This is a genomic window from Pseudomonas sp. BAV 4579 (assembly GCF_009765395.1).
GTDB lineage: Bacteria > Pseudomonadota > Gammaproteobacteria > Pseudomonadales > Pseudomonadaceae > Chryseomonas > Chryseomonas aestiva.
This window is the reverse complement of the sequence record NZ_WHOV01000017.1, coordinates 19,785-43,555: the sequence shown is the minus strand read 5'-3', so window position 1 is coordinate 43,555 and position 23,771 is coordinate 19,785. Positions and strand designations below refer to the sequence as shown.

Genomic DNA, 23,771 nt, shown 5'->3' with positions numbered 1-23,771 from the left:
TCTAGAAGCCTCTCGGGCAAATCTCAATATGTGATACGTCATCCCATATTGTGGGATAAACGTTAGATATGACAGCCTTGTCACATAGCTGCAATATTGGCGCTATCTAATGCACGGCACATTGCAAGGACTCGAGAGGCAGAGCGCTCCATGACGGGTAAATCCATCCTGATCGTCGACGATGAGGCGCCCATTCGCGAGATGATCGCCGTGGCCCTGGAAATGGCGGGCTATGAATGCCTGGAGGCGGACAACAGCAAGGACGCCCACGCCCTGATCGTCGATCGCAAGCCCGATCTCATCCTGCTCGACTGGATGCTGCCCGGCACCTCCGGCCTGGAACTGGCCCGCCGCCTCAAGCGCGACGAGCTGACCGACGCCATCCCCATCATCATGCTCACGGCCAAGGGCGACGAGGACAACAAGGTCCAGGGGCTGGAAACCGGCGCCGACGACTACATCACCAAGCCCTTCTCGCCCCGCGAACTGGTGGCGCGCCTGAAAGCCGTGCTGCGCCGCACCGGCCACATGGAGAGCGACGGTCCGCTGGAGGTCAACGGCCTGATCCTCGATCCGATCAGCCACCGGGTGACCATCGACGGCGCCCCCGCCGAGATGGGCCCCACCGAGTACCGGCTGCTGCAGTTCTTCATGACCCACCAGGAACGCGCCTACACCCGCGGCCAGTTGCTCGATCAGGTCTGGGGCGGCAACGTCTATGTCGAGGAGCGCACCGTGGACGTGCACATCCGCCGCCTGCGCAAGGCCCTCGGCGAGACCTACGAGAACCTGGTACAGACGGTGCGCGGCACCGGGTATCGCTTTTCCACCAAACTCTGACGCGGGATCACCGCCGCCGTGAACATCAACTGGCGCTCCCGTCTGGCCACCCAGCTGGCGACCGTGGTCGCCGGCTGCGCCCTGGCCGGCTGGCCCTTCGGGCATGTCGGCCTGGCGGTGGCCCTGGGACTGGCGGTCTATCTGGCGGTCACCCTCAGGCACCTGCTGCGCCTGCACGCCTGGCTGCTGAGCGAGGCCCCGGGCGCGCCGCCGGAAGCCGAGGGGCTATGGGGCGAGGTGTTCGACCGGCTCTATCGCCGCCAGCGCCACGAACAGCGTCAGCGCGAGGAATTGCTCGCCGTCATCGGCCGCGCCCAGGCCTCCACCGAGGCCCTGCGCGACGCCATCATCCTGGTGGATCGCCACGGCAACCTGGAGTGGTGGAATCGCGCCGCGGAAACCCTGCTCGGCCTGCGCCAGCCGCAGGATCTCGGCCAGCCCATCACCAACCTGGTGCGCCATCCGCGCTTTTCCGACTACTTTCTCGGCGGCGACTACGGCGAGCCGCTGGAACTGGCCTCGCCGCTCAACGACGATGAATACCTGCACATCCTGGTCACCCGCTTCGGCGAAGGCGATCGGCTGCTGCTGGTGCGCGACGTGACCCGTCTCCACCAGCTGGAACAGATGCGCAAGGATTTCGTCGCCAACGTCTCCCATGAGTTGCGCACCCCGCTGACGGTCATCACCGGCTATCTGGAGACCCTGCTGGACAATGCCGACCACGCCACTCCGCGCTGGCGGCGGGCGCTGGGGCAGATGCAGCAGCAGGCCGGACGCATGCAGCACACCATCGACGACCTGCTGCTGCTGGCGCGCCTGGAAGCCACCGACTATCCCGCCGACAATCGCCCGGTGACGCTGGAGCCGCTGCTCGCCTCCATCCTGCAGGATGGTCGCGCCCTGTCCGGCGCCGTGGGCCATCGGCTGAGCCTGGAATGCGAACCGGGCCTGGCGCTGCTGGGCAGCGAGACCGAATTGCGCAGCTGCTTTTCCAACCTGGTGTTCAATGCCGTCAAGTACAGCCCCGGGGGCGGCGAGGTGCGGGTGCGCGCCTGGCAGGACGCCGAGGGCGCCCACGTCGCGGTGCAAGACAACGGCCCCGGCATCGACGCCCGCCACCTGCCGCGCCTGACCGAGCGCTTCTATCGCCTCGACGCCAGCCGCGCTTCCAGTACCGGCGGGACGGGCCTGGGCCTGGCCATCGTCAAGCACGTGCTGATCCGCCATCGTGGCGGCCTGGACATCCACAGCGTGCCCGGCGAGGGCAGCTGCTTCACCTGCGATTTCCAGCCCGAGCAGATCGCCCAGCGCACCGCCGCCTCGGCCTGAGCCGTCCCCTCCCCGCCGTGCTATCGTCCGGCCATCCCGGTCACGGTCCCCTGTCATGCCTCCAGCCCTGCGCCTGCTGCCGGTCCTGCTGCTCGCCCTGCTCGGCTGCCTGCTGCTGGGCAGCCAGGCCTGGCATCGCGCCGAACAGGCGAGCCTGGCCGAGGCCAGCCTGCTCGGCCAGGAACAGCTGCGCCTGCATGCCAGCGGCCTGCAGACCCTGATCGACCGCTTTCGCGCCCTGCCAACGGTGCTGGCCCAGGACCCGGAGCTGATCGCCGCGCTCACCACCCCGCCCGATGCCGCCGCCACCGAGCGCCTCAATCTCAAGCTGGAGCGCCTGAACACGGCCGCCCAGTCATCGACCCTGGAGCTGCTGGATCGCAGCGGCCTGGCCATCGGCGCCAGCAACTGGCGGCTGCCCACCAGCTACGTCGGCCACAACTACGGTTTCCGGCCCTATTTTCGCGAGACCCTCGCCGGCGGCAGCGGCCGCTTCTATGCCGTGGGGGTCACCACCGGCATTCCCGGTTATTTCCTCTCCCATGCAGTGCTGGACGCCCAGGGACGCTTTCTCGGCGCGGTGGTGGTTAAGCTGGAATTCCCCGCCATCGAGGCCCGCTGGGGCGAGCATCCCGAGGTGCTGCTGGTGAGCGATGCGCGCGGCGTGGTCTTTGCCGCCAATCGCCCGGCCTGGCGCTATCGCCTGCTGCGCGAGCTGACCCCGGCCGAGCGCGCCGAACTGGCCACCACCCGCCAGTACGACCGGCGCACCCTGCAACCCCTGCCCTATCGCCAGCAGCTAGTGCTCGGCGAGCAGCGCCAGGTGGCCCACATCGAGGCGCCCGAGGGCAGCGCCGACTACCTCTGGGACAGCCTGCCGCTGCCCAGCGAAGGCTGGACCCTGCACCTGCTGCGGCCCACCCGCGACCTGCAGGGTGGTGGCCCGGGCGCGGCGCTGGCCGCCGCCTGCGCCTGGCTGCTGCTGGTCTGCGCGGGTCTCCTGTGGGCGCAACGGCGCCGCCTGCAGCGCCTGCGCCAGCGCAGTCGCCTGGAGCTGGAGCAACTAGTGGAGGCCCGCACCGCGGAGCTCCGCACCGCCCAGGACGGCCTGGTGCAGGCCGCCAAGCTGGCCGCCCTGGGGCAGATGTCGGCGGCCCTGGTGCATGAACTCAACCAGCCGCTCACCGCCCAGCGCATGCACCTGGCGAGTCTGCGCCTGCTGCTGGATCACGGTCGGCTGGACGAAGCCCGTGCCGCCCTGGAGCGCCTCGATGGCCTGCTGACCCGCATGAGCGGCCTCACCGGCCATCTCAAGACCTATGCGCGCAAGACCCCCGCCGGCCTGCGTGAACGGGTCGATCTGGCCCGGGTGGTGGACCAGGCGCTGGAATTGCTGGAGGCGCGCCGCGCCGAGCTGGCCGTGGAGCTGATCCTGGAGCTGCCGCGTCCGGCCTGGCTGCTGGGCGATCCCATCCGCCTGGAGCAGGTGCTGGTCAACCTGCTGCGCAACGCCCTGGACGCCGTGGCGGAGCGACCCCGACCGCAGGTCCGGGTCAGCCTCGCGCTGGAGGGCGAACACTGGTTGCTGGAGGTGGCCGACAACGGCGGCGGCATCGCCACCGAGCACCTCGACCAGGTGTTCGACCCCTTCTTCACCACCAAGCCGGTCGGCGAAGGCCTCGGTCTGGGCCTGGCGGTGTCCTCGGCCATCGTCCAGGCCCAGGGCGGCAGCCTGACGGCCAGCAACGCTGTGGAGGGCGCGGTCTTCGCCTTGCGGCTGCCGGCCGCGCCGGCGTCAGCGGCCTAGCGCACGCAAAGCGTCACCAGCAGGGCGAAGCCCCAGCCGAGCAGCCCGGTCACCAGCAGGGTCGCCGCATCCCAGGGACCGCGGGTGGCATCCAGCAGCGGCAGGCCGACGCCACCGAGCAGGGCGCTGGCGAGGACTCCGGCGACGATCCGGACCAGTGGCCAGTGACTGTCGGCCGACTCCTCGGGAGCGGCAGCAAGGGTCTCTTCTTCGGACATGGCAGGGCTCCGCCAGGGGATACAGAGCGCGACCCTAGCCGGGCAACCTGAAGCTGCGATGAAGCGGCGCTTCAGATTGCCTTCAGCTTGACCGCCAAGACTGCGCCTCGTATTCCCCCGGAGAGGTCGCGATGCTCGACGTGACTTGGCAGTCCCCGTACAGCTTTACCCTGGCTGACCGCAGCGGTTCGCTGCTGGCCCGCCTGGAGCCGCTCGAGGCGCCTGGTCGCCAGGCGACCGAGGCCTTCATCGGCGCCCGTTTCGCCCTGGAGCATGGCGCCCGCATCAGCCACTTCCTGCCGCTGCTGCTCGCCCTGCGCGATGCCGAAGGCGAGCTGCAGGCGGCGGTGGGCATCCGCCCCGCCCTCGATCAGCCGCTGTTTCTCGAACGCTATCTGCCGCAGCCGGTGGAGACCCACGTGGCGGCGGCGCTCGGCCGGCCGATCGATCGCGCGGAGGTGGTGGAGGTCGGCAATCTGGCGGCACTGGGTCCTGGCCAGGCGCGCCTGCTGATCGTCGTCACCACCTGGCTGCTGGCCCGCAGTGGCCGGCGCTGGGTCACCTTCACCGGCCCCACCCGCCTGATCAACAGCTTTCATCGCCTCGGTCTGGCGCCCCAGGTACTGGGCGCGGCCGATCCGGCCTGCCTGGGCGCCGAAGGCGAGAACTGGGGCTCCTACTACGCCAACGATCCCCAGGTCTGCGCCGGCGACATCCACCAGGGCTATCACCAGTTGCTGCAGGCCGGCATCTTCGCCCGCCTGGGCCTTCCCACCCTTGGCGAGGAAGACTGCCATGTCGCCTGAAGCCCGCTCCGTCGTCGATTTCTTCACCACCCTGGAACGTCACGCCTGGCACGGCGAGCGGCCGGCGCTGACCGGCAGTCACGAGACCTGGAGCTATGCCCGCCTGCTGCAGGAGATCACCGCCCGCGCCGCCTGGCTGCGCGAGCACGAGATCCAGCGGCTGGCGCTGGACCTGCCCAACGGCCCCGAATTGCTGGCCTGGGACCTGGCCGCCCTGCGCGCCGGGCTGCCCTGCGTGACCCTGCCGGACTTCTTCAGTCCCGCGCAGCGCGCCCACGTCCTGCGCGACTGTGGCGCCGATCTCCTGCTGGGGCGCCCCGAGCGCACCGCGGAATGGGCCGCGGCAGGCTTTACCGCGGGCGAGAGTGGCTGGCAGCGGCCGGCAGCGGCCCGGGCCCCGCTGCCGGCAGACACCGCCAAGCTCACCTATACCTCCGGCACCACCGGCACGCCCAAGGGCGTCTGCCTCAAGGCCGGGCAACTGCTGCGGGTGGCCGCCAGCCTGGAAGCCGCCAGCCGGCCGCTGACGCCCCAGCGCCATCAGGTGCTCCTGTCGCTGGGCATCCTGCTGGAAACTCTCGGGGTCTATGCCGCCCTGCTGGCCGGTGCCGAGGTGGTGCTCAAGGGCAACGACCAGGGCGTCAGCGGTTCCGCCGGCATCGACTGGGCACAGCTGGCCGCCTGCCTGCAGCAGCGCCAGCCGCACAGTCTGATCCTCATGCCGCAGCTGTTGCAGGGACTCGTGGAACTGGGCGAGCGTGGCTTGCTCCGCCTGGACCCGCTGCGCTTCGCCGCCGTGGGTGGGGCACCGCTGAGCGCGGCGCTGCTGACCCGCGCCAGCGCCCTGGGCCTGCCGGTGTTCCAGGGCTATGGCCTGTCGGAATGCGCCTCGGTGGTGGCCCTCAATCGCCCTGACGCCAACCGCCCGGGCAGCGTCGGCCAGCCCTTGCCCCACGTCCGCCTGCGCCTGGCCGCCGACGGCGAGGTGCTGGTCGGCGGCGTCGATTTCGCCGGCTACCTGGGCGAGCCCGGCAGCGCCACCGACGAGGTGGCCACCGGCGATCTCGGCGAATTCGACGCCGACGGCTACCTCTATCTGCGCGGGCGCAAGAAACACCAGTTCAGCCTGGCCTCGGGACGCAACGTCGACCCGGGCTGGATCGAGGCCGAACTCACTCAGGGCGGCCCCATCGCCCAGGCCTATGTCCAGGGCGAAGGCGCCCGGCACCTGGTGGCGCTGCTCTGGCCGCGCCAGCCTGACCTGCCCGACAGCTTTCTCGCCGATCAGGTCGCCTGCCTCAACCAGCGCCTGCCCGACTACGCCCGCATCGGCGCCTGGCGCCGCCTCGCCGAACCCTTCACCCCCGCCAACGGCCTGCTCACCGCGACCGGACGCCTTCGCCGCGACGCCATCCAGGCGCACCACGCGGCCCTGCTCTCGGACCTTCTGGAGGTACACCCATGAGTTTCTTCGCCACCCTGCAAGCCGAAACCGCCGCGCAGCGCCAGGCGCTGTTCGAGGTGCCCATCATCCGTGCCGCCCTGAGCGGTGACGTCGCCCTGGAGAGCTATATCGCCTTTCTCGGCCAAGCCTATCACCACGTCCGCCACACCGCGCCGCTGATGATGGCCTGCGGCGCCCGCCTGCCGGCGCGGCTGGAATGGCTGCGCGGCGCGGTCTGCGAATACATCGAGGAGGAATACGGCCACGACCAGTGGATCCTCAATGACATCGCCGCCTGCGGCGGCGACGCCGAGGCCGTGCGCGCCAGCCACCCCGAGTTGTCCATCGAGCTGATGGTGGCCTATCTCTACGACTTCATCGCCCGCGACAACCCGGTCGGCCTGTTCGGCATGGTCAATGTGCTCGAAGGCACCAGCATCGCCCTGGCCACCCAGGCGGCCGGCGCCATCCGTGGCCAGCTGGGCCTGCCGGCCACCGCCTTCAGCTACCTGGATTCCCACGGCAGCCTCGACCAGGAGCACATGGCGACCTATCGCCAGCTGATGGATCGCCTGGACGATCCGGCCGACCAGGCCGCGGTGATCCGCGTGTCCAAGGTGGTCTATCGCCTCTATGCCGACATGTTCCGCGCCCTGCCCGGCGCCGGGCAGCAAGCGGAGCAGCGCCATGCAGCTGCCTGACTGCCGCATCCTGCTGACCGGGGCCAGCGGCGGCATCGGCCTGCCGCTGGTGGAACAGCTCTGCGCCGGCGGCGCCCAGGTGCTGGCGGTGGCCCGTGACACCCGTGCCCTGCTACCCCTGGCCGAGCGCCTGGGCGGCCGGCTGCGCCTGCTCGACGCCGACCTCACCCGCCGCGCCGATCGCCAGGCGGTGCTGGCCGAGGCCAGTCGCGGCCAGGGCGTCAACGTGCTGCTCAACGCCGCCGGCAGCAACAGCTTCGCCCTGCTCGAAGCCCTCGACGAAGATGCCATCGACAACCTGCTGGCGATCAACATCGGCGCGGCCATCCAGCTGACCCGCCTGCTGCTGCCGCTGCTGCGCCGCCAGCCACGGGCGGTGATCGCCCATGTCGGCTCCACCCTGGGTTCCATCGGCTATCCCGGCTATGCGCCCTATTGCGCCAGCAAGTTCGCCCTGCGCGGCTTCACCCAGGCCCTGCGCCGGGAGCTGGCCGATACCCGCATCCGGGTGCTCTACGTGGCGCCCCGCGCCACCCGCACGGCGATGAACAGTCCGGCGGCCATGGCCGTGAACCAGGCGCTCAAGAGCCAGGTGGACGAGCCCGCCGTGGTCGCCGGGGCGGTGATCCGCGCACTGGTCGAGGATCGCCAGGAGCTCTATCTCGGCTGGCCGGAAAAGCTCTTCGTCCGCCTCAACGGCCTGCTGCCCGGCCTGGTGGATCGCGCCCTGCGCCGCCAGCTGCCGGTGATCCGCCGCTTCATCGATCCCGCCTTCGCTCCGGAGAAACACCCATGACGTCCCCACGCAAGGCCCTCGGCCTGCTGCTCGCCGCCCTGCTCGCCAGCCCCCTCGCCCTGGCCGACGATGGCCAGCGCCTGGCGCAGATCCAGCAGCGCTGGGCCGAGATCCAGTACCGCCTGCCCGGTACCGAAAAGCCTGCCGCCTTCGAACAGCTGGCCGGCGAGGCGCGCGCCTTCACCCAGGCCGCCCCCCAGTCGGCCCCGGCGCTGATCTGGCAGGGCATCGTGCTCAGCAGCTGGGCCGGCGCCCAGGGCGGGTTGGGTGCGCTGAGCAAGGTCAAGGAAGCCCGCACCGACCTGGAACAGGCGCTCAAGCTCGATCCCACGGCGCTGCAGGGGTCCGCCTACACCAGTCTCGCCACCCTCTACGACCGAGTTCCCGGCTGGCCGATCGCCTTCGGTGACGCCAGCGAAGCCGATCGTCTGCTTCAGCAGGCCCTCGCCCTCAACCCCAACGGTATCGATACCCTATACTTCTGGGGCGACCACCTGTACCGCCAGAAGCGCTATGCCGAAGCCCGCGCCGCCCTGCTCAAGGCGCAGCAGGCCGCGCCCCGGCCCGGACGCGAACTGGCCGATCAGGGACGGCGGGGCGAGATCGCCGCGCTGCTCAAGGACGTCGACCAGAAGCTGAAGTGACGAGGCCCCCATGCGCGTGCTGCTGATCGAAGACGATCCCGACCTCGGCGAGGGCATCCGCACCAGTCTGCGGGAAGAGGGCTATACCCTGGATTGGCTCAAGGACGGCGAAAGCGCCGTCCACGCCCTGCGCGAAGAGGGCTTCGACCTGGTGGTGCTGGATCTCGGCCTGCCGCGCCTGGACGGCATCCCAGGTGCTGCGCCAGAGCCGCGCCAACGGCCTGACCACCCCGGTACTGATCCTCACCGCCCGCGACGACACCGAAGACCGGGTCGCCGGCCTCGACGCCGGTGCCGACGACTACCTGGTCAAGCCCTTCGACATCAAGGAACTCAAGGCCCGCCTGCGCGCCCTCCTGCGGCGGCGCAACGGCCCCTCGCAGATCCAGCTCGAAGGTGGCGGCATCGCCCTCGACCCGGCCACCCGCCGGGTCACCTTCGACGGTCAGCCGGTCAACCTCACCCCGCGCGAATACCAGCTGCTGCACGAATTGCTGGCCAATCCGGGCAAGATCTTCAGTCGCGATCGCCTCATGGGGCTGCTCTACGGCTGGGACGAGGGGGTGGAAAGCAACACCCTGGAAGTCCACATCTACAACCTGCGCAAGAAGTTGCGCGCCGACCTGATCCGCACGGTCAGGGGCATCGGTTACCGCCTCGAGTGCCCATGACCTCCATCCGCCGCCGCACCGTCGGCCTGGTGCTTTCGCTGCTGCTGATCGGCACCCTGCTGATCGCCCTGACCAACGTTCACGACAGCCAGCGCGAGATCGGCGAGATCTACGATGCCCAGCTGGCCCAGAGCGCGCGCATCCTGCAGGGCATGCTGCGCGCCGCACCCCGCGGCGAAGGCCGTCTGGCGCTGCACGCCAGTGTCACCCAGGCCCTGGCCGAAGCCACCGACAGTCCCTATGGCCACAGATACGAGGCCAAGATGGCCTTCCAGGCCTGGAACGCGCGTGGCGACCCCCTGATGCGCTCGCCCAGCGCGCCCCTCTTCATCATGCCGACGACCCCGGGTTTCACCGAGCAGACCCTGGAGGGCGAGGCCTGGTATGGCTTTCTGCTGCCCGACCCCGAGCACGACCTGATGCTCTGGGTCGGCGAGCGCGAAGAAGTCCGCGCCGATCTGGTCCGCCGCATCCTGCGCCATACCCTCACCCCGCACCTGATCGGCCTGGTGCTGCTGTCGCTGCTGGCCTGGCTGGCCATCGGCTGGGGCCTGCGGCCACTGCGGCGCATGGCCGGGCTGATCCGCCACCGCGATCCGGAGTCCCTGCAACCGCTGCAGCTCGATCCGCTGCCGCGCGAACTGGAACCCATGCAGGCCGCGCTCAATCGCCTGCTGCTGCAGATCGAACAACTGCTGCAGCGCGAACGCCGCTTCATCGCCGACGCCGCCCATGAATTGCGCACGCCCCTGGCGGTGCTGCGCCTGCATGCGCAGAACGCCCTGTCCGCGCAGACCGCGGCCGCCCGCGACGAGGCGCTGAAATTTGTCGTCAGCGGCACCGATCGCCTGACCCGGGTGGTCAATCAGCTGCTGATCCTGGCCCGGCTGGAACCCCGGCCGAGCTGGAGCGCCGAGCAGCGCTTCGACCTGCGCACCGCCCTCAGCGCCACCCTGGAAGAACTGGGCCCCTGGATTCTCGACAAGGGCCTGGACCTCAGCCTCGACGCCGAAGCCAGCCAGGCACAGGTCCATGGCGACAGTGCCATGCTGGGCATCGCCCTGCAGAATCTGCTGACCAACGCGGTCAATGTCTCGCCCCCCGACGGCGAGATCCGCGTGCGGCTGGAGATCACCGCCGGCTGGGCCGAGATCCAGATCCTCGACCAGGGCCCCGGCATTCCAGTGGAGATCCTGCCGCGGCTGTTCGAACGCTTCTACAGCAGCGGCGCGGCCAACGGCGCCGGCCTGGGGTTGTCCATCGTCCAGACCGTCGCCCAGCACCTGGGCGGACGCATCGAACTGGGCAATCGTCCCGAAGGCGGCGCCTGCGCCCGTCTGGGTCTGCCGGTGCTGCCAAGCCCCGGCTAGGGACTCGACCACACGCCAGCCTTAGGGCAAGGTAGCGGCGCACCGGCCGCGAGAGGACGCCCTATGCAAGCCCAGGTCTATCTGGTCGACGACGAAGCCAGCATCCGCGAAGCGGTGCGCCAGTGGCTGGAGCTGTCGGGGCATCAGGTGCGGCTGTTCGCCCGCGCCGAGGACTGCCTGGCGGCCGTGACGCCGGATTTCGCCGGCGTGGTGGTCAGCGACGTGCGCATGCCCGGCATGGACGGCCTGGCCCTGCTGGACCGGCTGCAGGCGCTGGATCCCGACCTGCCGGTGATCCTGCTCACCGCCCACGGCGACGTCGCCCTGGCGGTCAGCGCCATGCGTCAGGGCGCCTACGATTTCCTGGAAAAGCCCTTCAGCCCCGAGGCCCTGCTCGGCGATCTCGGCCGCGCCCTGGAAAAGCGCCGGCTGGTGCTGGAGAACCGCCAGCTGCACCGCCGGGTCGACGACCAGAGCGCCCTCGCCCGTCGGCTGCTCGGCGTCTCGCCCGGCATCGTTCGCCTGCGCCAGCAGATCCTCGACCTGGCACCGACCCCGGTCAACGTGCTCTTGCGCGGCGAGACCGGCAGCGGCAAGGAACTGGTCGCCCGTTGCCTGCACGACTTCGGTCCCCGGGCCGGCAACGCCTTCGTCGCGCTCAATTGCGCGGCCATCCCCGAGCAGCTGTTCGAGAGCGAATTGTTCGGCCACGAGAGCGGCGCCTTCACCGGCGCCCAGGGCAAGCGCATCGGCAAGCTGGAATACGCCAACGGCGGCACCCTGTTTCTCGACGAGATTGAGAGCATGCCCCTGGCGCAGCAGGTCAAGCTCTTGCGGGTGCTGCAGGAGCAGCGGCTGGAGCGCCTCGGCTCCAACCAGAGCATCGCCCTGGATCTGCGCATCGTCGCCGCGACCAAGCCGGACCTGCTGGAAGAGGCGCGCGCCGGGCGCTTTCGCGAAGACCTGGCCTATCGCCTCAATGTCGCCGAACTGCACCTGCCGCCGCTGCGGGCGCGACGCGAAGACATCCCGCTGCTGTTCGATCACTTCCTCGCCGAGGCCGGCGCCCGCCTGGGGCGCCCGGTCATCCCGCCCGGCGCGGCGCGCCTGGCCCAGCTGCTGGGTCACGGCTGGCCGGGCAACGTCCGGGAACTGGCCAACGCCGCCGAACGCGAGGTGCTCGGCCTGGGCACGCCGGCCGCGGCCCAGGGCCATTCCCTGGCCGATCAGCTGGAAGCCTTCGAGGCCCAGTGCCTGCGCGCCGCCCTGGCCCGCCACGGCGGCGAGATCAAGGCGGTGATGGACGAGTTGCAACTGCCGCGGCGCACCCTCAACGAGAAGATGCAGCGCCATGGCCTAGTGCGCGCCGACTTCCGCGACGAGGATTGAGGTGCCATCGGCGGAAATCCGCTCATTGCCCACCGGCTTTCGGCGATCTTTCGCCGATCCGTCCCGGCAAAACCCAGTCAGGACGCGGCTTCGCGACCTGGCACGCGCCCTGCTATAACCCTTGTCGACGCCCCGAGCGCCCTAATAACAACGACAAGAGGAACACCCTGTGGATAGCCCCGCTACCCTCGCGGCCGGCCAGACCGCGCCCAAGACCACCTCGCAGCGCATCAAGTCCATCTTCAGCGGTTCCGTCGGCAACCTGGTCGAATGGTACGACTGGTACGTCTACGCCGCCTTCTCGCTGTATTTCGCCAAGGCCTTCTTTCCCAAGGGCGACCAGACCGCCCAGCTGCTCAACGTCGCCGCCATCTTTGCCGTGGGCTTTCTCATGCGCCCCATCGGCGGCTGGCTGATGGGCCTCTATGCCGACAAGGCCGGCCGCAAGTCCGCGCTGATGGTCTCGGTGATCATGATGTGCGCCGGCTCCTTGATCATCGCCCTCACCCCCAGCTACACCACCATCGGCGTCGCCGCCCCCATCATGCTGGTGCTGGCGCGGCTGCTGCAGGGCCTCTCGGTCGGCGGTGAATACGGCACCTCCGCCACCTACCTGAGCGAGATGGCGACCAAGGAAAGCCGTGGCTTCTACTCCAGCTTCCAGTACGTCACCCTGATCTCCGGCCAGCTGCTGGCCCTGGCCACCCTGATCGTGCTGCAACAGACCCTGACCGTCGAACAGCTGGAAAGCTGGGGCTGGCGCATTCCCTTCCTGATCGGCGCCGCCTGCGCCGTGACCGCGCTCTATCTGCGCCGCGGCATGGAAGAGACCAGCTCCTTCAAGAAGGCCGAGAAGCCCAAGGAATCCCTGATGCGCACCCTGGCGCGCCATCCCAAGGAATTCCTCACCGTGGTCGGCCTGACCATGGGTGGCACCCTGGCCTTCTACACCTACACCACCTACATGCAGAAGTACCTGGTCAACTCGGTGGGCATGAGCAAGACCGACGCCACCTCCATCTCGGCGGCGACGCTGTTCCTGTTCATGCTGCTGCAGCCCGTTGTCGGCGCCCTCTCCGATCGTGTCGGCCGGCGTCCGGTGCTGATCGCCTTCGGCGTGCTCGGCACCCTGTTCACCTATCCGATCCTGACCGCCCTGGGTAGCGTCACCTCCTGGTGGGGCGCCTTTGGCCTGATCATGGTGGCGCTGGTGATCGTCAGCTTCTACACCTCGATCAACGCCGTGGTGAAGGCCGAGCTGTTCCCCACCGAGATTCGCGCCCTGGGCGTCGGCCTGCCCTATGCCCTGACCGTGTCCATCTTCGGCGGCACCGCCGAATACCTGGCGCTGTGGTTCAAGAGCATCGGCATGGAGAGCGGCTACTACTGGTACGTGACCGGCTGCATCGCCTGCTCGCTGCTGGTCTACGTCTTCATGAAGGACACCCGCGATCACTCGCGCATCGTCCACGAATAACCGCTCGTCCCTGGGTGCGGGCCTCTCGGTCATTAGATTTGGCCGTCCGGCCCGCACCCCTTTGCCTGGGCTTTGGGGCACGCCATCGTAGTGCCACCGGCAGCGCTCACAACGGTCATTTCGCTGGCCGCTGTGGCGAGTTCGCCCCCTCCTCCCAAGCCCCGGTTACACACTCATGGAAATCGACTACGGTCCCAGCTACGCCAAACTGGGTATCCAGTTTCAATACCAGTGGAGCAGCCTGCTGCGCGATGCCCTGAAGAAACACGGCATCACCGACGCCCAGGCCAAGGCCATCTGCGGCGACTTCGCCTTCGATCTCTCCAAGCTCATCGACGAAGCCGAAATCAAGGCCGACGGCCTCTCCTATCGCCCGGTGATCGCCTTCACCGAGGACGAGGAAACCCTGCTGGTCCAGTCCGCCGAATTCGACTATCACGAAGCGGCCTATGCCACTGCTGCGGCGGCGTTCGAGAAGAAATAAGACGCGGGCACGGGGCCTTGCGCCCTCACCCCAACCCTCTCCCCCAGGGAGAGGGGGTGGTCTGGAGCGGTGCAGGGCTTCTCCTCCAGACATGAGCCTCAAGGTTGTCCAGTGTTACTGCGATAGCGATCCCCGACGCCCGGTCCTGGCGCCCTCACCTCAATCCTCTCCCCCAGGGAGAGGGGGCGGTCTGGAGCGGTGAAGGGCTTCTCCTCCAGACATGAGACTCTGTGGCGTTCCCTTGTTACTGCGATAGCGATTCGAGACGTCCGGTCCTGCTGCCCTCACCCCAACCCTCTCCCCGAGTGAGAGGGGGCGGTCTGGAGCGGTAGCGGGCTCTTCCGCCAGATATGCATCCTGAAGCTGTTTTCAGTGCTAATGCGATAGCGGTCTTGACTGTCTTTCAGCAGGACTACTCACCGCTCCGTATTACCCCTTTCCCTTCGGAAGAAGGCCGGGGTGAGGGCAATGCTTTCGCCAAAGTATCAGGTAGCTGAGCCGCGCCAACTTCCTCAGCTCAACGCTCTCGAAAACCCGTGTGCCAGAGCCTGGTCAACTTCAAAGCTCCAGGCGATACTCCCCAGATAACCTCTCGCTCCGTACCTCCCCCTCTCCCTCCGGGAGAGGGCTGGGGTGAGGGTAAACCCGACACCAAGACACCCAGGGAAAGGATTCCCATGCCCCTCATCACCCATGCCCGCGCCCTGCGCCGGGGCCAGACCGATGCCGAGCGCCTGCTCTGGCAGCACCTGCGCGGCAAGCGTCTACAGGGCCACAAATTCCGCCGTCAGCATCCCTATGGCCGCTACATCCTCGACTTCGTCTGCCTGGAAGCACGGCTGGTGATCGAGTTGGATGGCGGGCAGCATCAAGGCAGCGCAAACGACTGTGAGCGCGACGCCTGGCTGGAGGCCCGGGGCTTCCAGATCCTGCGCTTCTGGAATCACGACCTCCAGACCCAGTCCGCCGCCGTCCTCGAACGCCTGCACACCGCCCTCAGCCAGGCTTGACCTTGGGCTTGCGCGCGCGCGGCGGTGCGCCACCCGGCTTGGCTTTGGCCTTGGTCCCGCCCGTACGCCGCTTCTTCTTCCAGGGCGCACCCTTGCCCGCCGGCGGCGGACCGCTGATGGTCAGGGTCAGGCCAAGACAGCGCTCCACCTGCCTGCCCATCCAGGCCGACTGCTTGGTGACGAATTCGGCCAGGCTCAATTCGCCTTCCTGCACCCGATCCAGCGCCTGCTCCCAGAGCGCCGTGGTGCCCGGATCGGCGATGGCCCGGGGCACGGCGTCGATCAGCCCGAAGGCCGCCGGCGTCGCCGCCAGGGCCTTGCCCTGCTTGACCAGGTAGCCGCGGTCCAACAGGCCCTGGATGATGCTGGCGCGGGTCGCCTCGGTGCCGATGCCGGTGGTGTCCTTGAGCTTCTGCTTGAGCGCCGGATCCTCCACCAGCTTGGCGACGTTCTTCATCGCCTTGATCAGATCGCCCTCGGTGAAGGGCTTGGGCGGCTGGGTCAGCTGATCCTTGCAGCGCACCTCCACCACCGGACAGCACTCACCCTCGCGCAACTCGGGCAGCGCCTGGGGCGGCGGCGCCTCGCGGCCCTTGGGCGGCGTGAGCGACTCGGGCAGGGCGCGACGCCAGCCCGCTTCCACCAGCCGCTTGCCGGTGGCCCGCAGGCGTTCGCCGCCCGCCTCGAAGTCGGCCTGGGTACGATCGAATTCGTGCGGCGGCAGGAACTGCGCCAGGTAGCGGGCGCGGATCAGGCCATAGACATTGCGCTCCTGCGGACTCAAACGCCCCAGGTCGCGGGTCACCTGGGTCGGGATGATGCCGTGGTGGGCGCTGACCTTGGCATCATTCCAGGCCCGTGAGCGGCGACTGGCGTCCAGATGGTCGCGCAGGGGGGCGAGGCCGCTATCAGCGCTCAGCAAGGCGGCCAGTAGCGCCGGCGCCTCGGCATGCTGGGACAGCGGCAGGAAGCCGCAATCGCTGCGCGGATAGGTGATCAGCTTGTACTTCTCGTAGAGCGCCTGGGCCACGTCCAGGGTCTGCTGGGCGCCGAGATTGAAACGTTTGGAGCAGACCTCCTGCAGGGTGCCCAGATCGAAGGGCAAGGGCGCCGCCTCGCGGATGCGCTCGGTCTTGAGCTTGACCAGCCGCGCCTGCCCGGCCGCCTCGATGGCCCGCGCCGCGGCCTGGGCCACCTCGGGCTTGAGGCAGCGCCCCTGGTCGTCGCAAACGCTCTCCGGCGGCTGCCATTGGGCCTGGAAGCGACTGCCCGCGGCGTCCAGGGTTGCCTCCACGGTCCAGAAGGGCACCGGCACGAAGGCGGCGATGGCGCGATCGCGGTCCACCACCAGGCGCAGGGTCGGCGTCTGCACCCGCCCGACCGAGAGCACGCCCTGGTAGCCGGAGCGACGCCCCAGCAGGGTGAACAGCCGACTCATGTTCATGCCGATCAACCAGTCGGCGCGCGAGCGCCCCAGGGCGGACTGGTAGAGCCCGTAGGTCTCGGCACCGGGCTTGAGCGCGGCCAGGGCGCGGCGGATGGAGACGTCGTCCAGCGCCGACAACCATAGCCGGCGAATCGGCCCCCGATAGCGGCAATGCTCCACCAGCTCGCGGGCGATCATCTCGCCTTCGCGATCGGCGTCGGTGGCGATCACCAGCTCACTGGCCTCGCCGAGCAGGCGCTTGACCGCCTTGAACTGGCTGCCGGTGGTCTTCTTGACCTGCAACTTCCACTGCTCGGGGATGATCGGCAGGTCGTCCAGCGACCAGCGCTTGTAGCGCGCGTCATAGGCGTCCGGTGGCGCCGTTTCCAGCAGGTGGCCGATGCACCAGGTGACGGTCACACCCTGCCCCTGCAGGCAGCCCTCGCCGCGACGGGTAGCGCCGAGGACACGGGCGATGTCCTTGGCCTGGGAGGGTTTTTCGCAGAGATACAGCTGCATGGCGGGCGTCACAGGAGGGGAATCGCCACAGGATGCAAAGCGCCTGCGGGCAGCGCAAGGACTAATCTGTATATCCGTACAGAAAGCGGCATTTGCGCAAATTCGCTCAACAGGCCACAGCGCCCGTAGGACGTGGATCACAGCTTGAACGGCTGCTGCCGGGGGCGCGGAATCTTGCCCGTGACGGCCGGTCCTTGGGCTACGGCACTTTCGCCGTCTTTAGCCGAGCTCTGGGAGGCGTCAATGAACACTGTAGCTATGGATCGCGCCACGGCCGAGAGCACCGGCGCCGGAAATTTCGTCGACACCGCCAGCGGCCAGGCCCTGCGGGCCAGCATTGCAGCCATGCGCCGTACCACCAGCCAAGTGCAGCGCATCAACGATCAACTCTGGGAAGTCTGGCCCGACGGCCGTCGCAAGCTGCTGCTGCGCTAAGACCTTCCGCCCGACGCCCTAAGCGGGCGTTGGCGTCTCCAGCGCGGCCAGATAGGTCGCGACCTCGGCCTGGATCCAGGCGCTGAACCGCTCCTGCTTGTCCGCCGATTCGGCGCGCTCCGGCCAGACCAGCCAGTAGGCATAGGGATAGGGCGCCACCACCGGACTGAGCTGAATCAGACGCCCCTCGTCCAACGCGGCCTGCACCAGGCTGCGCCGCTCTAGCGCCAACGTCTGTCCAAGGCGCAGCGCCTCCAGCACCACATTGGAGTCGTTCACGCTGATGCCGCGATTGGGCGCCGCGTCGCCCAGACCGGCCGTTTCGCCCCAGTGCTGCCAGGTTTCCTCCGTGTGCAACAGCGGCTGCGCGAGGGCCTCGTCCAGGCTGCGCGGCAGCTGCCCACCGTTGTAACCAGGCGCCGCTACCAGCAGCACATCGTCCTGGAACAGCCGTAACGCCGTCAGGCCATCCCACTGTCCCTCCCCCATGCGCACCCCGATATCCACCATGCCCTGGCGCAGATCCTGGAAATCCAGGCTGGTCTGGATGCGGATGCGGTACTCCGGGTGCAGGGCGCGAAAACGCGGCAGTCGCGGCAGCAGCCAGTGCGTGGCGAAGGAGGGAAAGGTGGCGAACACCAGTTCGTTGCGGCGTGGCCGGGCCTGCAGTCGCCGCGTGGCTTCGCCCAGATCCTCGAGCAACTGGCGGACCTGCTCGGCATAGACGCGACCGTCACCGGTGACCTCGATCCCACGCCCCTGGCGCTCGAAGAGCACCATGCCCAGCTGGTGCTCCAGGCCCTTCACCTGCTGGCTCACCGCGGCATGGGTGAGATGCAATTCGCTGGCGGCACGGGTCACGCTGCCCAGACGGGCAACCGCTTCGAAGCAACGCAGGGCATTCAGCGGCGGTACGCGCGACATGTAAGACTTCCTTAACTATTCCGTCAGATTTTCTCGCTGGAAGTAGCTTCGTCGAATCCTTAATGTCTTGTCCAGAGCGGCACCTGGCGTGAAACGCGCAACAGGGGTGACGTTCCACGTGAAACAGGATTCACTCTTTCTGACAGGATGCCCCCATGCAACTCATTGGCATGCTCGACTCCCCCTATGTGCGGCGAGTCGCGATCTCCCTACGCCTGCTGGTGCTGCCCTTCGAACTGCGCCAGGTGTCGCTGTTTCGCGAGATCGAGCGCTTTCGCAGCTTCAATCCGGTGCTCAAGGCGCCCACGCTGATCTGCCTGGACGGCCAGCGGCTGATGGATTCGTCGCTGATCCTGAACTACGCCCAGCACCTCGCCTGCGGTAGCCGGCAGTTGCTTCCTGCGGGCCATGCGGCCCGGGCAACCGCCCTCGGTCGCAGCGGCCTGGCGCTGGCCCTGTCCGAGAAGGCGGTGCAGCTGGTGTACGAGCGTGACCTGCGACCGGAAGAGAAGCGCCATGCGCCCTGGCAGCAGCGGGTGGAGGGACAATTGCGCGCGGCCTGTGGCGCCCTGGACAAGGCCTGGCTGGGCCCGCGTCCGCCGCTGGGTGAAGACAGCATCGGCCAGGATGCCATCGACACCGCGGTGGCCTGGACCTTCCTGCACTTCGCCCTGCCGGGACTGATCGAAAGGCGTAACTACCCGACGCTGGAGGCCCTGACCGCAGAGGCGGAGGCACTGTCGGTGTTTCGGGATTATCCACTGGCCTAAAGAGCATCACGGCCATGGCGGTACGCCGAGGCAACTGCTCCTGCGTCTTCCCGGTTTATCGCGGCCATGGGCCGCTCCTACAGAGGGTAATGCTTTTGTAGGAGCGGCCCATGGCCGCGATGCTCTTGGCGACTACTTACCCGCGGTAATACCGCTGCGGCACGAAGGGCGTCTTGGCGACCTTGACCGGCACCTGCTTGCCGCGCACCACGGCGAACAGCTGGGTATCCAGGGCGGCGAAGTCGCTGTCGACATACCCCATGGCCACCGGCGCCCCCAGGGTCGGGCCGAAGCCGCCACTGGTCACGCGACCGATGCTGGCGCCATTGGCATCCACCAGCTCCGCGCCTTCGCGCACCGGCACCCGCTCCTGCACCAGCAGGCCGACGCGCTTGCGACTCACGCCCTCGCGCTGCTCGGTGAAGATGCGCTCGGCACCGGGGAACCCGCCGGCGCGGCCGTTGCCTTCACGACGCACCTTGGACAGCGCCCACCCCAGGTTGGCCATCACCGGCGTGGTGCCGGCATCCATGTCATGGCCATAGAGGCAGAGACCGGCTTCCAGGCGCAGGGAGTCGCGCGCGCCCAGGCCGATGGCCTCGACTTCCGGCTCGGCCAGCAGATGGCGCGCCAGGGCTTCGGCGGCGACGCTCGGTACCGAGATCTCGTAGCCGTCTTCACCCGTGTAGCCACTGCGGCTGACGATGCAGGGCTGGTCCAGCAGCTTGACGCGGCGGACCTGCATGAAGGTCATCTCGGCCACCTCCGGCGCCAGGCGCGACAGGACCGCGGCGGCCGCAGGGCCCTGCAGGGCCAGCAGGGCGCGATCGAATTGCGGCAGCACCTGGCAGCGATCGCCCAGATGCTTTTCCAGATGGGCGAGGTCGGCTTCCTTGCAGGCGGCATTGACCACCAGGTAGAGGCAGTCACCCAGGTTGGCGACCATGAGGTCGTCGAGGATGCCGCCGTTGTCGTCGGTCAGCAGGGCGTAGCGCTGCATGCCGCTGGGCAGGTCGATGATGTCGACCGGCACCAGGGTCTCCAGCGCCGCGGCGGCCTCTTCGCCTTCGAGCAGGACCTGGCCCATGTGGGACACATCGAACAACCCGGCCTGGGCACGGGTGTGCTGGTGCTCCTTGAGCACGCCGAGCGGGTATTGCACCGGCATCTCGTAGCCGGCGAAGGGCACCATGCGGGCGCCGAGTTCCAGGTGCAGGGCGTGCAGCGAAGTCTTGAGCAGGGACATGGTAGGGCTCCGTGTCGGGTGGCGGTTTGCTCGCTCCTTACAGGAAGAGTGAGCAAACGCTGGGGCTATGGGGTCGCGACGTGGGTGATCGGGTTAGCCCTCACCCCGGTCCTCTCCCAGGGGGAGAGGGGGAAGAGCAGCGCTGCTCTCCTCTCCCCTTGGGAGAGGGGCCGGGGGTGAGGGTCAGGCCTCGCCGTAGGCTTCGATCGGCGGGCAGGAGCAGACCAGGTTGCGATCGCCGTAGACGTTGTCGATGCGCGCCACCGGCGGCCAATACTTGCCGTCCACCAGGCTCGGCAGCGGGAACACCGCCTGCTCGCGGCTGTAGGGATGGGTCCACTCGCCAGCCAGTTCGCGCGCGGTGTGCGGCGCGTTCTTCAGCGGGTTGTCCTGGGGATCCAGGGTGCCGGCCTCGAGGGCGCGGATCTCTTCGCGGATGGCGATCATGGCGTCGCAGAAGCGATCCAGTTCCTGCTTGGACTCGCTCTCGGTGGGCTCGATCATCAGGGTGCCGGCCACCGGGAAGGACATGGTCGGGGCATGGAAGCCGAAGTCGATCAGGCGCTTGGCCACGTCGTCCACGGTCACGCCGCTGCTGTCCTTGAGCGGACGCAGGTCGAGGATGCACTCGTGGGCCACCAGGCCACCGGTACCGCTGTAGAGCACCGGATAGTGCTCTTCCAGCCGACGGGCGATGTAGTTGGCGCTGAGGATGGCGATCTGCGACGCGCGGGTCAGACCGGCGCTGCCCATCATCTTCAGGTACATCCAGGAGATCGGCAGGATGCTGGCGCTGCCATAGGGCGCCGCGCAGACCGCGCCTGCCTTGCGTTCCAGCCGGGCATGGCCGGGCAGGAAGGGCGCCAGGTGCGCCTTGACGCCGATGGGACCAACACCCGGACCGCCGCCGCCATGGGGGATGCAGAAGGTCTTGTGCAGGTTGAGGTGGGAGACGTCGCCGCCGAACTGACCCGGGGCGCAGAGGCCGACCATGGCGTTCATGTTGGCGCCGTCGATATAGACCTGGCCACCGTGGTCATGGACCACCTGGCAGATCTCGCGGATGGCCTCTTCGAACACCCCGTGGGTGGACGGGTAGGTGATCATCAGCGCGGCCAGGCGCTCGCTGTGCTGCTCGGCCTTGGCGCGCAGGTCGTCGAGATCGACGTTGCCGCGCTTGTCGCAGGCCACCACCACCACGCGCATGTCGACCATGCTGGCGGTAGCGGGGTTGGTGCCGTGGGCCGACGCCGGGATCAGGCAGACGTCGCGCTCACCCTGGCCGCGGCTCGCGTGATAGGCACGAATGGCCAGCAGGCCCGCGTACTCGCCCTGAGAGCCGGCGTTGGGCTGCAGGGAGACGGCGTCGTAGCCGGTCGCGGCGCAGAGCATGACCTCCAGCTCGGTGGTGAGCTGGGCATAGCCCTCGGTCTGGTCGGCCGGCGCGAAGGGATGGATGCCGCCGAACTCGGCCCAGGTGACCGGGATCATCTCGCTGGCGGCGTTGAGCTTCATGGTGCAGGAGCCCAGCGGGATCATGGTGCGATCCAGCGCCAGGTCCTTGTCCGCCAGCTTGCGCAGGTAGCGCATCAGCTCGGTCTCGGACCTATGGCTGGCGAATACCGAATGGGTCAGGAAGGCCGACTGGCGCTGCAGCGCCGCGGGCACTTCCACGCCCTGGGCGTCGCCCAGCTCGGCGACCTGGGGCGCGGCCTTGCCGTCGGCGAGGATCTCCAGCAGCGCCTGGACATCGGCCAGGGTGCTGGTCTCGTCGAGGGACACGCCCAGGGCCTCGGCGCTGACGTCGCGCAGGTTGTAGCCACGGGCACGGGCGGCCTCGTGCAGGGCGGCGGTGCGCGCGCCGAACACCAGGGTCAGGGTGTCGAAGGCGGTGTGCTGGGTCTCGTGGCCCAGGCGCTGCAGGCCGGCGGCCAGCAGGCTGGTCAGCCGCTGTACCCGGGTGGCGATGCGGGTCAGGCCTTCGGGACCATGGTAGACCGCGTACATGCTGGCGATGTTGGCCAGGAGCACCTGGGCGGTGCAGATGTTGCTGGTGGCCTTCTCGCGGCGGATGTGCTGCTCGCGGGTCTGCAGGGCCAGGCGATAGGCCGGGTGGCCGTGGCGGTCGATGGAGACGCCGACGACGCGACCGGGCATGTCACGCTTGTACTTGTCCTGGGTGGCGAAGTACGCCGCGTGCGGGCCGCCGAAACCGAGCGGTACGCCAAAGCGCTGGGCGGTGCCGATGGCCACGTCCGCGCCCAGTTCACCGGGCGGGGTGAGCAGGGTCAGCGCCAGCAGGTCGGCGGCCATGGCCACCAGGGCACCGGCCGCCTGGAAGGCCTGGATGCTCTCCCGGTAGTCACGGATCTCGCCGGTGGTCATCGGATACTGGAACAGCGCGCCAAAGAAGCGGCCGTGATCCTCGATCTCGGTTTCCACGCCCACCACCACCTCGATGCCCAGGGGCTCGGCGCGGGTGCGCAGGACGTCCAGGGTCTGCGGATGGCAGTGCACGGAAGCGAAGAAGGCGCTGGCCTTGTTTTTCGCCAGGCGCTTGCAGAAGGTCATGGCCTCGGCGGCGGCGGTGCCCTCGTCCAGCAGCGAGGCGTTGGCCACCGGCATGCCGGTGAGGTCGCCGATCAGCGTCTGGAAGTTGAGCAGGGCCTCCAGGCGACCCTGGGAGATCTCCGGCTGGTAGGGGGTGTAGGCGGTGTACCAGGCCGGATTTTCCAGCAGGTTGCGCAGGATCGGCGCCGGGGTGTGGGTGTTGTAGTAGCCCTGGCCGATCAGGCTCTTGAGCAGGCGATTCTTGCCGGCGATGGTGCGCAACTCGGCCAGGGCGTCGGCCTCGGACAATCCGGCGGGCAGATCCAGCACGCTGGTGCCCTTGATGCTCTCGGGGATCACCTGGGCGGTCATGGCTTCCAGGGATTCGTAGCCGAGCAGGTTCAGCATGGCGATCTCGTCCAGCTCGCGCGGACCGATGTGGCGCGGGACGAATTCGTCGGCGGTGCTGAGGGTGTCGTGCAGCGACATGGCGGTCTTACCCCTTGATCAGTTGCTGATAGGCGGCTTCGTCGAGCAGCGCGGCGAAGGCGTCGGCATTGGCGGGCTGGAAGCGAAAGAACCAGCCGGCGTTCAGCGGATCGCTGTTGATGGTTTCGGGCGCCTCGTTGAGCGCCTCGTTGACCGCCAGGACCTCGCCGTCCAGCGGCATGGTGATGTTGCTGGCGGCCTTGACCGACTCCAGCACCGCCACTTCATCGCCCTGGGCGTAGCTGCGCAACTCCGGCAATTGCACGAAGACCAGGTCGCCAAGCGAGTCCTGGGCATAGTCGGTGATGCCGACGGTGATGCTGCCATCGGCTTCCTGACGCAGCCATTCGTGTTCTTCGGTATAGCGCAGACCCATTGCCAGACTCCTGCGGACCTTTGTCCTGATGGATAGATGGAATCTAA

General features: G+C 68.4%; 21 protein-coding genes and 1 pseudogene. 16 read left to right on the top strand and 6 right to left on the bottom strand.

Annotated features, from left to right (window positions below; all coding sequences use genetic code 11):
• Positions 1-150 precede the first annotated feature (150 nt).
• Genes phoB through GSQ95_RS05620 form a run of 3 tightly spaced genes read left to right on the top strand, consistent with a single transcriptional unit; the run spans position 151 to position 3,979 of the window.
• Positions 151-840: a phosphate regulon transcriptional regulator PhoB gene (phoB, locus tag GSQ95_RS05630; RefSeq protein ID WP_133860036.1), complete on the top strand. Its 690-nt coding sequence runs from the start codon at positions 151-153 to the stop codon at positions 838-840.
• An 18-nt stretch (positions 841-858) separates the two neighbouring features.
• A complete protein-coding gene (phoR, locus tag GSQ95_RS05625) occupies positions 859-2,172 on the top strand; it encodes a phosphate regulon sensor histidine kinase PhoR (protein ID WP_158895193.1) in 1,314 nt (437 codons plus the stop codon).
• Positions 2,173-2,227: 55 nt separating this feature from the next.
• Entirely contained in the window at positions 2,228-3,979 is a 1,752-nt protein-coding gene (locus GSQ95_RS05620) for an ATP-binding protein (protein WP_158895195.1), read from the top strand.
• Here GSQ95_RS05620 and GSQ95_RS05615 read toward each other — a convergent pair.
• Positions 3,976-4,197 (bottom strand): hypothetical protein, encoded by a 222-nt coding sequence (locus tag GSQ95_RS05615; protein ID WP_158895197.1) that lies wholly within the window; start codon positions 4,195-4,197, stop codon positions 3,976-3,978. The genes GSQ95_RS05620 and GSQ95_RS05615 overlap by 4 nt on opposite strands.
• 131 nt (positions 4,198-4,328) lie before the next feature.
• Here GSQ95_RS05615 and GSQ95_RS05610 point away from each other — a divergent pair, with 131 nt between their 5' ends.
• The 11 genes and pseudogenes from GSQ95_RS05610 (at position 4,329) to GSQ95_RS05560 (ending at position 14,989) form a co-directional block, all read left to right on the top strand.
• Positions 4,329-5,003 carry a thermostable hemolysin gene (locus GSQ95_RS05610; RefSeq protein ID WP_158895199.1) on the top strand — a complete coding sequence of 225 codons (675 nt, stop codon included), beginning with the start codon at positions 4,329-4,331 and terminating at the stop codon, positions 5,001-5,003.
• A complete protein-coding gene (locus tag GSQ95_RS05605) occupies positions 4,993-6,468 on the top strand; it encodes an AMP-binding protein (RefSeq protein ID WP_158895201.1) in 1,476 nt (491 codons plus the stop codon). The genes GSQ95_RS05610 and GSQ95_RS05605 overlap by 11 nt, the downstream gene beginning before the upstream one ends.
• Positions 6,465-7,148 carry a TenA family transcriptional regulator gene (locus GSQ95_RS05600; protein ID WP_158895203.1) on the top strand — a complete coding sequence of 228 codons (684 nt, stop codon included), beginning with the start codon at positions 6,465-6,467 and terminating at the stop codon, positions 7,146-7,148. Before GSQ95_RS05605 ends, GSQ95_RS05600 begins: the two co-directional genes overlap by 4 nt.
• The gene (locus GSQ95_RS05595; protein WP_158895205.1) at positions 7,135-7,944 is read left to right on the top strand and encodes an SDR family oxidoreductase; all 810 of its coding nucleotides are present in this window, start codon (positions 7,135-7,137) and stop codon (positions 7,942-7,944) included. The genes GSQ95_RS05600 and GSQ95_RS05595 overlap by 14 nt, the downstream gene beginning before the upstream one ends.
• Positions 7,941-8,588: a tetratricopeptide repeat protein gene (locus GSQ95_RS05590; protein ID WP_158895207.1), complete on the top strand. Its 648-nt coding sequence runs from the start codon at positions 7,941-7,943 to the stop codon at positions 8,586-8,588. The genes GSQ95_RS05595 and GSQ95_RS05590 overlap by 4 nt, the downstream gene beginning before the upstream one ends.
• 10 nt (positions 8,589-8,598) lie before the next feature.
• Positions 8,599-9,259: pseudogene (locus tag GSQ95_RS05585) on the top strand (response regulator transcription factor).
• A complete protein-coding gene (locus GSQ95_RS05580; protein ID WP_158895209.1) occupies positions 9,256-10,629 on the top strand; it encodes a HAMP domain-containing sensor histidine kinase in 1,374 nt (457 codons plus the stop codon). Before GSQ95_RS05585 ends, GSQ95_RS05580 begins: the two are co-directional and overlap by 4 nt.
• A gap of 63 nt (positions 10,630-10,692) precedes the next feature.
• Positions 10,693-12,018 (top strand): sigma-54 dependent transcriptional regulator, encoded by a 1,326-nt coding sequence (locus tag GSQ95_RS05575; protein ID WP_158895211.1) that lies wholly within the window; start codon positions 10,693-10,695, stop codon positions 12,016-12,018.
• Between the two features lie 169 nt (positions 12,019-12,187).
• The gene (locus GSQ95_RS05570) at positions 12,188-13,495 is read left to right on the top strand and encodes an MFS transporter (protein ID WP_158895213.1); all 1,308 of its coding nucleotides are present in this window, start codon (positions 12,188-12,190) and stop codon (positions 13,493-13,495) included.
• Positions 13,496-13,670: 175 nt separating this feature from the next.
• Positions 13,671-13,979 (top strand): hypothetical protein, encoded by a 309-nt coding sequence (locus GSQ95_RS05565; RefSeq protein WP_158895215.1) that lies wholly within the window; start codon positions 13,671-13,673, stop codon positions 13,977-13,979.
• A 677-nt stretch (positions 13,980-14,656) separates the two neighbouring features.
• Positions 14,657-14,989 (top strand): endonuclease domain-containing protein, encoded by a 333-nt coding sequence (locus GSQ95_RS05560; RefSeq protein WP_158895217.1) that lies wholly within the window; start codon positions 14,657-14,659, stop codon positions 14,987-14,989.
• On the opposite strand, the gene GSQ95_RS05555 is transcribed toward GSQ95_RS05560, so the two are convergent.
• Complete coding sequence (locus GSQ95_RS05555) at positions 14,976-16,934, bottom strand: DNA topoisomerase III (RefSeq protein ID WP_158895219.1); 1,959 nt, start codon at positions 16,932-16,934, stop codon at positions 14,976-14,978. The genes GSQ95_RS05560 and GSQ95_RS05555 overlap by 14 nt on opposite strands.
• A gap of 243 nt (positions 16,935-17,177) precedes the next feature.
• Here GSQ95_RS05555 and GSQ95_RS05550 point away from each other — a divergent pair, with 243 nt between their 5' ends.
• Positions 17,178-17,369: a hypothetical protein gene (locus GSQ95_RS05550; protein WP_158895221.1), complete on the top strand. Its 192-nt coding sequence runs from the start codon at positions 17,178-17,180 to the stop codon at positions 17,367-17,369.
• 18 nt (positions 17,370-17,387) lie between these two features.
• On the opposite strand, the gene GSQ95_RS05545 is transcribed toward GSQ95_RS05550, so the two are convergent.
• Positions 17,388-18,293, bottom strand: a complete 906-nt coding sequence (locus tag GSQ95_RS05545) for a LysR substrate-binding domain-containing protein (RefSeq protein ID WP_158895223.1) — start codon at positions 18,291-18,293, stop codon at positions 17,388-17,390.
• Between the two features lie 155 nt (positions 18,294-18,448).
• Here GSQ95_RS05545 and GSQ95_RS05540 point away from each other — a divergent pair, with 155 nt between their 5' ends.
• Positions 18,449-19,063 (top strand): glutathione S-transferase, encoded by a 615-nt coding sequence (locus tag GSQ95_RS05540; protein ID WP_158895225.1) that lies wholly within the window; start codon positions 18,449-18,451, stop codon positions 19,061-19,063.
• A 136-nt stretch (positions 19,064-19,199) separates the two neighbouring features.
• Here GSQ95_RS05540 and gcvT read toward each other — a convergent pair whose 3' ends face one another.
• The 3 genes from gcvT to gcvH all read right to left on the bottom strand — a co-directional run bounded on the left by gcvT (position 19,200) and on the right by gcvH (position 23,724).
• Positions 19,200-20,309, bottom strand: coding sequence for a glycine cleavage system aminomethyltransferase GcvT (gene gcvT, locus GSQ95_RS05535; protein WP_158895227.1), 1,110 nt, complete (start codon positions 20,307-20,309; stop codon positions 19,200-19,202).
• 183 nt (positions 20,310-20,492) lie between these two features.
• A complete protein-coding gene (gene gcvP / locus GSQ95_RS05530; RefSeq protein WP_158973761.1) occupies positions 20,493-23,348 on the bottom strand; it encodes an aminomethyl-transferring glycine dehydrogenase in 2,856 nt (951 codons plus the stop codon).
• A 7-nt stretch (positions 23,349-23,355) separates the two neighbouring features.
• Entirely contained in the window at positions 23,356-23,724 is a 369-nt protein-coding gene (gene gcvH / locus GSQ95_RS05525) for a glycine cleavage system protein GcvH (protein ID WP_158890358.1), read from the bottom strand.
• Positions 23,725-23,771: the final 47 nt, after the last annotated feature.

Coding starts and splice junctions, on each gene's coding strand:
- phoB (WP_133860036.1), top strand. CDS start 151: ATGACGGGTAAATCCATCCTGATCGTCGACGATGAGGCGCCCATTCGC.
- GSQ95_RS05620 (WP_158895195.1), top strand. CDS start 2,228: ATGCCTCCAGCCCTGCGCCTGCTGCCGGTCCTGCTGCTCGCCCTGCTC.
- GSQ95_RS05615 (WP_158895197.1), bottom strand. CDS start 4,197: ATGTCCGAAGAAGAGACCCTTGCTGCCGCTCCCGAGGAGTCGGCCGAC.
- GSQ95_RS05610 (WP_158895199.1), top strand. CDS start 4,329: ATGCTCGACGTGACTTGGCAGTCCCCGTACAGCTTTACCCTGGCTGAC.
- GSQ95_RS05605 (WP_158895201.1), top strand. CDS start 4,993: ATGTCGCCTGAAGCCCGCTCCGTCGTCGATTTCTTCACCACCCTGGAA.
- GSQ95_RS05600 (WP_158895203.1), top strand. CDS start 6,465: ATGAGTTTCTTCGCCACCCTGCAAGCCGAAACCGCCGCGCAGCGCCAG.
- GSQ95_RS05595 (WP_158895205.1), top strand. CDS start 7,135: ATGCAGCTGCCTGACTGCCGCATCCTGCTGACCGGGGCCAGCGGCGGC.
- GSQ95_RS05590 (WP_158895207.1), top strand. CDS start 7,941: ATGACGTCCCCACGCAAGGCCCTCGGCCTGCTGCTCGCCGCCCTGCTC.
- GSQ95_RS05580 (WP_158895209.1), top strand. CDS start 9,256: ATGACCTCCATCCGCCGCCGCACCGTCGGCCTGGTGCTTTCGCTGCTG.
- GSQ95_RS05575 (WP_158895211.1), top strand. CDS start 10,693: ATGCAAGCCCAGGTCTATCTGGTCGACGACGAAGCCAGCATCCGCGAA.
- GSQ95_RS05565 (WP_158895215.1), top strand. CDS start 13,671: ATGGAAATCGACTACGGTCCCAGCTACGCCAAACTGGGTATCCAGTTT.
- GSQ95_RS05560 (WP_158895217.1), top strand. CDS start 14,657: ATGCCCCTCATCACCCATGCCCGCGCCCTGCGCCGGGGCCAGACCGAT.
- GSQ95_RS05555 (WP_158895219.1), bottom strand. CDS start 16,934: ATGCAGCTGTATCTCTGCGAAAAACCCTCCCAGGCCAAGGACATCGCC.
- GSQ95_RS05550 (WP_158895221.1), top strand. CDS start 17,178: ATGAACACTGTAGCTATGGATCGCGCCACGGCCGAGAGCACCGGCGCC.
- GSQ95_RS05545 (WP_158895223.1), bottom strand. CDS start 18,293: ATGTCGCGCGTACCGCCGCTGAATGCCCTGCGTTGCTTCGAAGCGGTT.
- GSQ95_RS05540 (WP_158895225.1), top strand. CDS start 18,449: ATGCAACTCATTGGCATGCTCGACTCCCCCTATGTGCGGCGAGTCGCG.
- gcvT (WP_158895227.1), bottom strand. CDS start 20,309: ATGTCCCTGCTCAAGACTTCGCTGCACGCCCTGCACCTGGAACTCGGC.
- gcvP (WP_158973761.1), bottom strand. CDS start 23,348: ATGTCGCTGCACGACACCCTCAGCACCGCCGACGAATTCGTCCCGCGC.
- gcvH (WP_158890358.1), bottom strand. CDS start 23,724: ATGGGTCTGCGCTATACCGAAGAACACGAATGGCTGCGTCAGGAAGCC.